The following is a 10,958-nucleotide window of genomic DNA, read 5'->3' as shown; positions in this document are numbered from 1 at the left end:
AGGAGCACTATCCATGGTCAGAAAATCCATAGTTCACGGCCTGGGCGCAGCAATGCTCGCCTTGGCGCTGGCAGGCTGCGCGGCGCAGGACGGCCATCGCAGCACGGGCCAGTACACCGATGACGTCACTACCACGGCGCGCGTGCGGGAGGCGCTGCTGAAGACGCCCAATTTACGGTCCAACACCATACAGGTTGAAACCTACCAGGGCGTGGTCCAGCTCAGCGGCTTTGCGGACAACGAAGACAGCGCGGCCTCCGCCGTCGGCGCGGCCCGGGGCGTGGCGGGCGTGAAGGAGATCCGCAACAACATCCAGGTGCGAAATCCGCAGTAATGCGCGGCGGCGCTCGGGAGGATGGGCCAGCCGGGCACGCGGCTTGCTGCGCAACGTCTCATAGAGCCCATTGCAGCCCTACGGAGAATCATCATGCCTGGCACGCCCGTCAACTCCCTGCCCGATCCCCAGACCGATCCCTCCCCCCGCCCCGACCTGGGTCCCAGCGATTCGTCGGACTCGGCCAGCGACCTGCCTCAGGACCTGGTCCACACCGATAGCGATGCTCAAGGCACAGGCGACCGCGAAAGCGCCAACCCGCGCGACCGCGACCACGAAGGCGCCGACATAGGCGCGGACCGGGTCACCGATGCAGACCATGCCGGCGTATCGCGCAAGCCGCCCGACCCGGTGCGCAACGGCGGCTAGGCCTGGCGATCGTCAACCGGAAAGCGCCATCCGCCATGGACGCGATCGAACGCATCGCCGCGTACATGCATGAACACGCCCTGACGCTGGTCACGGCGGAATCTTGCACGGCCGGCCTCATCGCCGCCACGCTGGCGGATGTGGCGGGCGCCGGTTCGCTGCTGGACTGCGCATTCGTGGTCTATTCCCCGCAGGCAAAGATGCGTTGCCTTGGGGTGACGCCCGCGACCCTGGCGCGGCACAACCTCACGAGCGAGCCGGTAGCGCGGGAGATGGCGCTGGGCGCATCGCGGCAAAGCCCGGCGCTGATCGCCATTTCCAATACAGGCGTCACCGACTCGGTCGACGACGACATTCCCGCTGGCACGCAGTGCTATGCCTGGGTCTTCAAGGCGGGCCAGGCCGATGCCGCGCCGGCAATCTACGCCGAAACCCGGCGCTTCTCCGGCAACCGCAACGGCATACGCCTGGCCAGCGCCCGCTATGCCCTGCAGCGTCTGGTGGAGTACCACGCCGAACTGACGGGCAAGCCCAAGCCCCGCTGAAGTCGCTGACGGGCGGGAACAGCGATTGCTGGTGGCTGCAGGCTCCCACCCATAACGGCGCACCGCGCCCAAATCTGGAGGTTTCCATGAAAACCCGCTATCTGACCGCCACGATCCTCGCCTCGCTGACGTTGGCTGCCGCCCATGCTGCGCAGGCGCAAACCGCGCCCGCCGCGCCTCCCACGGCCGCGGCAGCGAAATTGGACAGCGCCGACCGGGACTTCCTGGAGAACGCAGCCCAGGCCGGCCACCTGGAAGTCGCTGGCAGCAAGCTCGCTCTTGAAAAAGCCCGCGATCCGGACGTGAAGGCGTTTGCCCAGAAAATGATCGACGACCACGGCAAGGCCGGCCAGCAATTGGCCACACTTGCGCAAGGCAAGGGTTATCAGGCGCCGACCGAACCCTCGCTGGTGCAGCAGGCAAAACTGAAGGCGCTGGGCTTGCGCGACGACAGCTTCGACAAGGCCTATGTGGACGAGATTGGCGTATCCGCGCACCAGGACGCGGTGAAGCTCTTCGAGAAAGCCTCGAACGACGTGAAGGATCCCGACGTCAAGCAATTCGCGATCGAGACCCTGCCGGTGCTGCAACAACACCTGGAAATGGCGACAGCCATGCAGCAACGCCTGGATGCCGCCAAGAAATAGGAGTCTTCCCGAGGATTAGTACCAGCGAAGGAACAGATGCGCATACCTGCGGGCGCATCTGCAACCAGTGCGCTTGCTGCGGAACATGCATATGGATCGCGAGGAACTATTGGCACAAATGATCGCCACGCCAGCGGTCGACCGGGACTTCCATGACTGGCCCGAGGTGCTGGCCAACTATGCGGAATGCCTGATGGCGCTGCAGCCCAGGCTGCAGCCCGAAGAGCTGGAAAGGCTGATACGGGTTGGCGCGGATTTCTATCGCACGCTGGCGCGCGCCGAACAATATCGGCATGCGTCAGTCTGGGACGAACCGCAGCCGTAACGCTCAACCATAGGAGCCATATGAGCGCCTGTGGTACGCCTCCCTGACGTAGCGCTTGAGTTCTGCCTCAACTGAAGAGACGGCGGCAGCTGGTTCCGCCTGCGGATCGAGCAAGCGCCGCGCTGCTTCGAGCGTGCGCCGCGCCCTCAGTTCACCTTCGCTCAAGATCTCGGCGGGCGCCGCCGTCGTATCGCGCTCTTTGTCCATGACGCTGCTCCTGAAGGCGGGCGGAATGCCGCCGCCTCGCTATCAGCAAACCACGTGCCCGCGCGGACGGCACGGCAATTGCTGCGTTGCGGCTTTCCTCCAGGAGACGGCATGCTCGCAAACTGGTTGCCTGAGGTCCGGGGCCTTTCGGACCATCCGCTGATGCTGTGGGCATTGGCGCTGACGGCGGGCGCCGCGTTGTTCTTCGCGCTGAGCGCCGCCTTGCGGATCACGCGGTCGCGGCTGCGGCAGCGCGCCGACACGCCAGGCCATCCTCTTGCGCGTTCGGTCTCCGAGGTCCTGCGGCGCACCAACAGTGTCATCTTGCTGTTGCTGTCCATCCTGATCGGCGCCGAATTCATCGGCGCCCCACTGCCCTGGAGCGCGGGCAAAGCCCAGCATCTTTGGTTCGTGCTGTTGACGCTTCAGCTCGCCCTGTGGCTCGACCGGGCAGTCGAGGTGGGACTGGATCATGCACTGGCCGCGCGCGGCCAGGTCAATGCCGTCACCGCCACCTTGTTCCGGTTCCTGCTGCGCACACTGGTTGCCGTCATCGCCCTGCTGGCCATGCTGGACAATCTGGGCGTGAACATCACCGCGCTGGTGGCCAGCCTGGGCATCGGCGGCGTCGCCGTCGCGCTGGCGGTCCAGACCATACTGAGCGATCTGTTCGCCTCGATCTCGATCGGGCTCGACAAGCCCTTCGAGGCTGGGGATTTCATCGTCTTCGGACAGGTGGCCGGCAGCATCGAGCACGTGGGCCTGAAGACGACGCGCATCCGCAGCCTGGGCGGCGAACAGATCGTGTGTTCCAACACGGAGCTGCTCAAGCAGACCATCCAGAACTACAAGCGGATGCAGCAACGGCGCATCATCTTCACCGTCCGCATCACCTACATGACGCCGGTGGACCGCGCCGCCACCGTGCCGGAGCTGATCCGACAGCAGATCGAACGCCAATCCGGCACCCGCTACGACCGGGCGCACCTGGCCCGTTTCGGCGATAACGCGCTGGAGTACGAAGCCGTCTACTACGTCATGACAGCGGACTACAACCGCTACATGGACATACAACAGGAGATCAACCTGGGCATCATGCGCGAGCTGGACACGGCCGGCATCGCTCTGGCGCTCCCCGAGCGCATCGTGCACCTGCCGGCGCCCGCCCGGCAGGACGCCGATGAGCAAGCCGGCTAGCGGAGCGCCGGTGGGACCAACGCACGGTCCAGCAGCGCGGCCAGGCGGGCGAGCCCCGCCTCCACCGGCCCCGAGATGTGCACGCGCAAGCACGGCCGGCCCCGCGAGGCCAACTCTTCCATGTCGCCCAAGGCCTGCGCACGCTGCATGGCGGCGAAACCCAGGGCGTGGCCGGGCGCTTCCAGCTCCTCCCCGGCGTCCGCGGTAATGAACAGGAATCGTCCGCCCGCGGGGCCGCCCTTGTGCAGCTGGCCTATGGAATGCAGGTAGCGCGGACCGAACCCGACCATGGTTGCAGCGCCGGTCGCCTGGCGCAGCCGGCAGCGCATCCCGGCGAGGCGCGCGTCATGGACCGGATTCCGGGCGACATAGGCCAGCAGCGACACGTAGTCGCCCTGATCCATTCCCGCAAAGTACGACGCCAGCAACTCGATCGCGGTCGCCCCCTCGGCCTCGCCATGGAAGGCCAGCGCGCCTTCGACCAGCCGGGGCATAAGGTCGGCTACGCCGATGCCGGCTTCGTGGCGCGCCGCCAGGGCCTGCGTGCGCGCCTTGCTGGCTTCCACGTCCGGCTGATCGAACGGATTGACGCGCAGCACGGCGGCGGCCACGGCGGTGGCCATTTCCCAACGAAAGAACTCCTGGCTGAGCGACTGGGCAGACGGCAGTTCGCAACGCGCCACCGGGAATCCCGCAGCGGCCAGCCGCCGCATGCGCGTGTCCAGCTCGGCGCCGGGCGTATCGCTGCGCGCAAGATGGACGAACATGCGGTCGCGGCCATAATCGCACGCATCCCCGGCCGGCTCGTGGGCCACGGGAATGATGCCCCGCCCATTCTTGCCGGTTGATTCGGCCAGCAATTGCTCGAGCCAACACCCCACGTACTCCAGCCCGGGCGCGGCCAGGATGGTGAGCTTGTTGCGGCCGTCCAATGCGGCCTCGCCCAGCAGCGCTCCCAGAAGCAACCCCGGATTGGTACGCGCCTGGGCCTGCGCCGCGCATGCCCGCACCATGGGGCGGGCGCTGCGCAGGAATGCCGCGGGATCGTGCCCCAACAGCGTCAGCGCGACCAGTCCGAAGGGCGACAGCACGGAGTTGCGTCCGCCCACGGACGGCTCGCCCTCGAAGACGGCGGCATAACCGTCCGCCCGCGCGCGGTCCAGCATCGGAGATCCCGGATCGGTAATGGCGACAAAGCGCTGCCCCGCTTCCTGCCGTCCAAGCCGCCGCGCCACCTGTTCATGGAAGTACGCAGCGAGCATGCGCGATTCCAGGGTCGATCCGGACTTGCTGCAGACGACAAACAGGCAACGCGTGAGATCCACCGCGGACTGCACCGCGCGCACCTGGGCCGCGTCGGTGGAATCCAGCACGTGCAGGCGCAAGCCTCCGCTGGCCACGCCCAGCGTACGGGCCAGCGCCTCTGCGCCGAGGCTGGCGCCCCCCATGCCCAGCAACACCGCATCCGAGAACCCGGCCACGCACAACCTACGGCAGATTGCCGTCATGCGGCCGAGCGCCCGGGGCGCCATGCCCGGTTGCAGCCAACCCAGCCAGCGATCCTCATCGGTCCCGGTCCACAGCGTGGCGTCGCGTTGCCACAGACGCGCCATCCAGGCTTCGTTTTCGGCTTGCTCGATACGCTGGCGGATACGCGCGGCCAGACCGGCCGGCGCCTGGAAGCTGAAGCCGTTGAGCGCCGCCTGACGGCCCAGGGAGACAGGGGCTCGTTCGCCGTGGCGTCTTCCCAAAAACCGGGCCGGGCGTATTGCCTGAACAGCATCGTGGGTAAGAGGAGTATGCATGGGAAGGGCCGGCCGACCGGCATGGGAAGAAGAAAGGGAAAAAAATGGAGGGGAAAAAGGGCGGCTCGCGGCCGCCCTCCCGAGCTGCGCCCTACCAGTAGGGATCCTGGTTGTAGTACTTGTGCACGCTCAACGCCCAGCTTTCGTCCGCCATCCTGGGCCAGTCGTCCTTGTCGAAGCCCGGCGCGTTCTTCAAGACCTCCTTGTCGACATTCAGGATGAAGCACTTGCGGTCGGTGTCCAGCGTCAAGGCCGCCCACGGAATCGCGAAGAGCTTGTCGCCCATGCCCAGGATGCCGCCGCGCGACAGCACGGCGTAGGCCACGCGTCCCCGCGGCACGTCGATCATGATGTCCTTGATCGACCCCAGGCTTTCTCCCGAGGCGTTGACGACGTCGTTGCCGTCAAGGGTGTCCGCCGCCATGATCTCGGGGCCAGGCCCGGTCGCGGAATCCTTGGGGCCGCCAACGATATTGGTTTGATGCTCCATACGTCTCTCCTATGCGGGGACCATCCCCACGTTGAACCACGGTCATGGCTGTATCGCTACGCCATTTCTTGCGCTCGATCCGAGTGGACCTATTCAGCAAGCGCCATGCCCATCCGGCCACTCGAAGACGTCCCGCCTGGCGTACGCGCTGGCGGGACGGTACGCAGCGGCCGCTCAGCCCTTGCTGCGCGCCCCAGCGCCTCGATTGCGCCTGCTTTGCTGATCCTGTCCGGTGCCTATTTGGCTGACATGGCCCTCCTTCTTGGTCCGGTTCTGCCCATCGCGGTGGCTGGCCTGGAGTTCCCGGTCGGTGTCATCGGCCGAAGGATTGGGTTTGCGGTCTTTGGGTTTCATGGCGGTCGTCCTCGTGACGGATCACGACCTCTCAGCAAATGCCATGCCCCAACTGCGTCTGTGCCTGCGCTGCCCGCACGCGGCACGGCGCTTGCTATCGAAACGCCATGGAAAAATTCGCCCAAATCTTCGAGTTGCAGGCGGGCTTTGCCGAAATGATCATCCGCGGCACGACCATGTATTGGGTGCTGTACGCGTTGCTGCGTATTTCCGGCAGACGTGACATGGGCTCCCTGGGAATGGCGGACATGCTGGTGCTGGTCTTGGTGGCGGATGCCGCGGGCAATGCCATGTCGGGCGATTCGTACTCCATGGGGGACGGCATCATCGTTGTCGCCACCATAGTCGGCTGGAGCTACCTGCTGGATCGGGTGGGCTATTACGTTCCTCCCTTGCGTCGCCTGCTTGAGCCACAGCGCGTCTGCCTGATCCGGTCCGGCAAAGTGCTGGTCCATGGACTCAGGAAAGAGCACATCACCCGCAGCGAACTGATGGAGCAACTAAGGTTGAAAGGCGTCGCCAACCTGGCTGAGGTCGAAAGAGCCTATCTGGAGGCAACAGGAGAGTTCAGTGTGGTCCGTGTGCAAGAGCGCTCCAAGGCGGGCGCCTCCACGCTGGAAGACGACGATGCCTGCGGTTAGCGTCCACCCGCAGCAGGAATGCGCACGACCGGCGAGGAAGCGGCGCGAATCGGTATATTTTTCCGGTGCGTTCGAGCTTGGGATGGAACGCCCGCTAGCGACGCGAGGCGTTCACAGGGCAAAGCACCTTTCCTTTCAGGATCACCGAGAGCCGTGCGCAGCCGGGCATGACGCTTGCGGATAGGTTCCAGCATTTCCCACATAGGAGCGTACTCATGAAAATCCGAGCCTTCACCTACGCGCTGGCCCTGTCCGCCGGACTGGCTTCGGCCGGTGCGCTGGCGCAGTCAGCCATGCCCACCTCGCCGTCCAACACGCCCAACGACAGCACCGCCGTCCCCCCCAACCAGCCCGTGCCGCCCGGACAGAAGCCGCCCGCGCCAAATGCGACGCCGAACACGCCGACCAACCCGCCCAACCTGAACAAGAGCGACCACACCCGGTCGGACATGCACAAGACCGACAAGCAGGGCCGCCACCGCGAAGCCAACGACAACGTGCCCAGCACCAAGGGCGGTGGCGCGGCGCCGCCTCCGGGCTACCCGAACTCGGGCGGTTCCAAGTAAGCGCGCAACGACGACGTGAACGCGAACCGCATACGGGCGTAGTTGTTTAGTTGTGTAAAGCACGTCCGGCAGGTTCTTCACACTCCTTAAAAGACCTCGGAAAGATTCATTCGACTGGATCGATACATTGCGCGGCAGCGGTCTGCGGACCTCCAAAAAACTGCCGTGCAAACGAGGTTGCCCATGTCGGAAGTCGTCGTCTATGTCAGAAGCCAGCCCCGGCTGGGCGACCAGATCGTCGCCCTGCCGGCGCTCTATCAACTGAAAACCTGGTGGGCTTCCAGGCGGATCCGGGTGGTGGCCCGCGACGACCTGGCCGGCTTCTACCGCGGCGTGCCCTGGGTCGACGAGTTCGTCCGGGCCGCCACGTTCGGTGACTATCTGCGCACGCTCAAAAAGCACACCCCGGTTTGCGTCAGCCTGCATCACAGCAGCGAACGCTTCGGCCTGATCAACCTGCTGCGCCGGCCAACCATGCGCTTCGGCTTTCACAACGCGCGGATGAGCGACCTGGCCTGGACGCACTCCCATCGCAAGAGCGTTGCCGAATACATCGGCTTGGCCAATCTCCGGCTGTTGGCGTCGTACCGGCAGTTCGACGCCGAGGCCGTGGCGCGCCGCTGCTTCCAGACGCTGGCCCAGCCGCACCAGCATGCCGAGCAGGGGGCCGACGTGGTCCTGATCCCGGGCGGCGGGTCTGGCGCGTTCAAGCGCTGGAGCCTGCTGAACTACCTGCGCTTGGCTGAGAGGCTAAAGCTGCTGCTGGGCCCGGACACCCGCTACCTGTTCGTGCTGGGAGAACAAGAGGTCATCGAACGCGACAAGCTGGAAGCCATGCGGCGTCCTGAATTTTCCATCGCCTACTGCCGCTCGGTGCCGGAGCTCAGCGCTCTCATGCTGCGTGCGCGCCTGATCGTGGCCAACGATTGCGGCCCGTCGCATATCGCCCAAGGCGCTTGCGTGCCCTACGTGGGCGTGTTCAACGAGTCCAACCCGGAGTGGTTCTGGGATCGCCCCTACTCCGCCGCGGTCGTTCCCCGCCATCCCCGCGACGGCATCAATTCCATCACGCCCGACGACGTGCTGGGCGCCTGCCGCAAAGTCCTGGAGCATCATGCGCATCCTGCATACGCTGGCTGAGCGCAGCCTGGGCGGGCTGGAATTCCGCGTCCTCGAGCAATCCTCCTGGCTGCAGCGCCATGGCTACGAAGTGGCGATCGCGGCTCCGGCGGACAGCGAAATCGGGCGCGAAGCCCGGCAGCGCGGCCTGCGCGCCGTGGACATAGACTTCGACGCCGCCTACTCGCCGGCCACGGTCCTGAAGCTGCGGCGCGCGGTCAAGACGCTGCGCATCGACCTGATCGACAGCCACAGTCGCGCCGACGGCAAGACCGCCGCGCTGTGCCGCGACCTGTGCTCGGTCGTCAGGACGCGCCACTTCGCCAAGCCCATGCCTTCCTCGCCGCGTCGCCGGCTGGAATGGAAAATCGGCTGCGACCACGTCATCGCGACCAGCCTGCTGGGCAAGCAGGAACTCGTCGCGGCGCGCCTGGCGCCCGCGCAGCGGATCAGCGTGGTCGGAGAATGGGCCGCGGACGAATTCTTCCAATCCGGCGACACGCCGCAGTCACGCCTGCGCACCCGGCAAGCACTGGGCATCCGTGCCCCCGACAGCGCCTGCGTCATTGCCACCATAGGCATGCTGCGTCCCGAGAAGGGCCAGGCCGATCTGTTGCGCGTGGTGCACCGGCTGCGCCGCCAGGGCCTGCCCGCCATCGCGCTGGTGGTCGGCATGCCCACCGCCAGCACCAAGCCCTATGCCTATGCGCTGCACCAGCTGACCGTGGATCTGGGCATTTCCGAACATGTGGTGTTCGCCGGTCATCGCAACAATATTGCGGAGATGATCCGCGCCGCCGACGTGGTGCTGGTGCCTTCGGCCACCGAAGCCTGGTCGCGCGTGGTACCCGAGTCGTTCGCCGCGCGCCGCCCCGTGGTCGCCAGCGACGTGGGCGGATTGCCGGAAATCGTCACGCCGGGCCAGACCGGTTGGCTGGCTGCGCCGGGCGACGTCGCCGGCTACGCGGACCGCATCATGCAAATCCGCGGCGATCCGGGACAAACCGAAGCCATGATCGGTAACGCCCGGGCCTACGCCGAAGCCAATTTCCGGCTTGCGGGCAAGATGTTCAGCACCTTGGAAGCGTACAAGCGGGCATTGCGTCCCGCCTGAAGGGCGGGCGCCACGGCGGAAGGGGTATCATGGTGCCCCCGATTTGTTTACCCGATTCAGTACCGTGACCAAGCCCGCCCTACTGCTCGTTCTGGCAATCGCCTTGACGGGTTGCTCCAAGCAGGAAGAGACCCCCTGGGAACGGCTTCAAGCCGCCACGCCGCAACTGCAGCTGGCCGCCAACACGCCGGAAGCGGCGGTGAAATCCTGGTGGCAGGTGCGCGACGCGCACGACCGCTATACCGCCACCGCCTGCAAGGAACTGGCCGAACTCTACCGTCCCTTCAGCGCCGCCGAAGACTCGCTGAGCACCGCACAGCTGCAGGCCCGGCAGAACGGCGACCAAAAATGCAGCGTCGAGATCTACGAGCGCAGTGTCGTCAACGTCGATGTCCAATCCGACACGCGCGCCTTCGTCGTCGCCCAGATCCGCAACACCACGCCCTCCACGCCCGGCTTTCCGGTGGACAACGACGAACGCGACCGCAAGGAGCGCGGCGTGCGCATGCAGTACCTGCTGGAACGCGCCGACAAGACCCAGGACTGGAAGATCGCCCAGGTGTATGGCCGCAACCGGTATTGCGAAGTGGCCCCGGTCAACGGCTGGTGCCCGCTGTACAACCAAGCGGCAGGCTCGGCGAATAGTTATGTTTATGAGTTCGGGCAGTAGGTGAGCCTCGGGCAGAAGCGCGTTCTGCCCGCATCCTCTTCAGGCCACCAGGAACACAGCTGGCCGCACCCGCACCGTCTTGCCCAACGTGCGCGCAACCGGCGATGCCTGCGCCGCGTCGCGAACCAGATCCTGCTGCGCCGCCGTCAGCGCCGCAGCGAAGCGCAAACTCACCTCGAATCCGGTTTCGTCATCCAGCCTATCGATGTCCACCTGCACCGTCGCCTCGGGCAACGCAACGCCGGCGCGGTCCGCGGCCATGCCGATGGACATGCAGACACAGGCCGCTAGCGCGCTTTCAAGAAGTTCGTGCGGCCGCATGCCCGCGGTTCCTCCCTTGCCGTCTTTTTGCGTGTCGGAGAGCAGGACGTTTTGGCCGTTCGTTACTTCCACGCCATAGGGCACGCCCACCCGTTTCGCCTTCACCATGCGGGTCTCCTGTCGAAGATGAAAGAGCCGACAGGCTAGGCCTGGATCGGGGACCGGGGAAGGCCAGCGGAGATGCTGGTATGGAATGTGACAGGGTGGACGTCATTGCAGCGCAACCGAAAAAATGGGGCTGCACGCGACCTGGC

16 protein-coding genes are annotated in these 10,958 nt (G+C 65.8%); 11 read left to right on the top strand and 5 right to left on the bottom strand.

Annotation, left to right across the window (positions count from 1 at the left end; genetic code table 11):
* Window positions 1–13 precede the first annotated feature (13 nt).
* The 5 genes from IB259_RS29000 (at window position 14) to IB259_RS28980 (ending at window position 2,220) form a co-directional block, all read left to right on the top strand.
* Window positions 14–334, top strand: coding sequence for a BON domain-containing protein (locus IB259_RS29000; protein WP_054453503.1), 321 nt, complete (start codon window positions 14–16; stop codon window positions 332–334).
* Between the two features lie 93 nt (window positions 335–427).
* Window positions 428–703 carry a hypothetical protein gene (locus IB259_RS28995; RefSeq protein WP_054453505.1) on the top strand — a complete coding sequence of 92 codons (276 nt, stop codon included), beginning with the start codon at window positions 428–430 and terminating at the stop codon, window positions 701–703.
* A gap of 35 nt (window positions 704–738) precedes the next feature.
* Window positions 739–1,248 (top strand): CinA family protein, encoded by a 510-nt coding sequence (locus IB259_RS28990; protein WP_054453507.1) that lies wholly within the window; start codon window positions 739–741, stop codon window positions 1,246–1,248.
* Between the two features lie 86 nt (window positions 1,249–1,334).
* Entirely contained in the window at window positions 1,335–1,895 is a 561-nt protein-coding gene (locus tag IB259_RS28985) for a DUF4142 domain-containing protein (RefSeq protein WP_119449578.1), read from the top strand.
* Window positions 1,896–1,986: 91 nt separating this feature from the next.
* A complete protein-coding gene (locus IB259_RS28980) occupies window positions 1,987–2,220 on the top strand; it encodes a hypothetical protein (protein WP_054453510.1) in 234 nt (77 codons plus the stop codon).
* Between the two features lie 3 nt (window positions 2,221–2,223).
* Here IB259_RS28980 and IB259_RS28975 read toward each other — a convergent pair whose 3' ends face one another.
* The gene (locus IB259_RS28975) at window positions 2,224–2,427 is read right to left on the bottom strand and encodes a hypothetical protein (protein WP_054453512.1); all 204 of its coding nucleotides are present in this window, start codon (window positions 2,425–2,427) and stop codon (window positions 2,224–2,226) included.
* Window positions 2,428–2,538: 111 nt separating this feature from the next.
* Here IB259_RS28975 and IB259_RS28970 point away from each other — a divergent pair, with 111 nt between their 5' ends.
* Window positions 2,539–3,624, top strand: coding sequence for a mechanosensitive ion channel family protein (locus IB259_RS28970; protein ID WP_119449577.1), 1,086 nt, complete (start codon window positions 2,539–2,541; stop codon window positions 3,622–3,624).
* Here the strand turns inward: IB259_RS28970 and IB259_RS28965 are convergent.
* The 3 genes from IB259_RS28965 to IB259_RS28955 form a co-directional block, all read right to left on the bottom strand.
* Window positions 3,621–5,375: a hypothetical protein gene (locus IB259_RS28965; RefSeq protein WP_192330835.1), complete on the bottom strand. Its 1,755-nt coding sequence runs from the start codon at window positions 5,373–5,375 to the stop codon at window positions 3,621–3,623. The genes IB259_RS28970 and IB259_RS28965 overlap by 4 nt on opposite strands.
* Window positions 5,376–5,520: 145 nt before the next feature.
* Window positions 5,521–5,919, bottom strand: a complete 399-nt coding sequence (locus IB259_RS28960; protein ID WP_054453518.1) for a PRC-barrel domain-containing protein — start codon at window positions 5,917–5,919, stop codon at window positions 5,521–5,523.
* A gap of 174 nt (window positions 5,920–6,093) precedes the next feature.
* On the bottom strand, window positions 6,094–6,273 hold the full coding sequence (locus tag IB259_RS28955; RefSeq protein ID WP_125472928.1) for a hypothetical protein: 180 nt from the start codon (window positions 6,271–6,273) through the stop codon (window positions 6,094–6,096).
* A 107-nt stretch (window positions 6,274–6,380) separates the two neighbouring features.
* Between IB259_RS28955 and IB259_RS28950 the strand changes: the two genes are divergently transcribed.
* The 5 genes from IB259_RS28950 to IB259_RS28930 all read left to right on the top strand — a co-directional run bounded on the left by IB259_RS28950 (window position 6,381) and on the right by IB259_RS28930 (window position 10,383).
* Entirely contained in the window at window positions 6,381–6,914 is a 534-nt protein-coding gene (locus IB259_RS28950; protein ID WP_125472929.1) for a DUF421 domain-containing protein, read from the top strand.
* 215 nt (window positions 6,915–7,129) lie between these two features.
* Complete coding sequence (locus IB259_RS28945; protein ID WP_054453523.1) at window positions 7,130–7,480, top strand: hypothetical protein; 351 nt, start codon at window positions 7,130–7,132, stop codon at window positions 7,478–7,480.
* 183 nt (window positions 7,481–7,663) lie between these two features.
* Window positions 7,664–8,620: a glycosyltransferase family 9 protein gene (locus tag IB259_RS28940; RefSeq protein ID WP_054453525.1), complete on the top strand. Its 957-nt coding sequence runs from the start codon at window positions 7,664–7,666 to the stop codon at window positions 8,618–8,620.
* Window positions 8,595–9,713, top strand: a complete 1,119-nt coding sequence (locus IB259_RS28935; protein WP_192330834.1) for a glycosyltransferase family 4 protein — start codon at window positions 8,595–8,597, stop codon at window positions 9,711–9,713. The genes IB259_RS28940 and IB259_RS28935 overlap by 26 nt, the downstream gene beginning before the upstream one ends.
* Window positions 9,714–9,777: 64 nt before the next feature.
* A complete protein-coding gene (locus IB259_RS28930) occupies window positions 9,778–10,383 on the top strand; it encodes a hypothetical protein (RefSeq protein WP_119449602.1) in 606 nt (201 codons plus the stop codon).
* Between the two features lie 39 nt (window positions 10,384–10,422).
* Here IB259_RS28930 and IB259_RS28925 read toward each other — a convergent pair whose 3' ends face one another.
* The gene (locus IB259_RS28925) at window positions 10,423–10,812 is read right to left on the bottom strand and encodes an OsmC family protein (RefSeq protein WP_054453530.1); all 390 of its coding nucleotides are present in this window, start codon (window positions 10,810–10,812) and stop codon (window positions 10,423–10,425) included.
* Window positions 10,813–10,958 lie beyond the last annotated feature (146 nt).

Source organism: Achromobacter sp. ACM04 (genome assembly GCF_014851465.1).
GTDB classification, from domain to species: domain Bacteria; phylum Pseudomonadota; class Gammaproteobacteria; order Burkholderiales; family Burkholderiaceae_B; genus Achromobacter; species Achromobacter aegrifaciens.
Note: the sequence above shows the minus strand (reverse complement) of the source record. Positions and strands in the feature narration are given on the sequence as shown.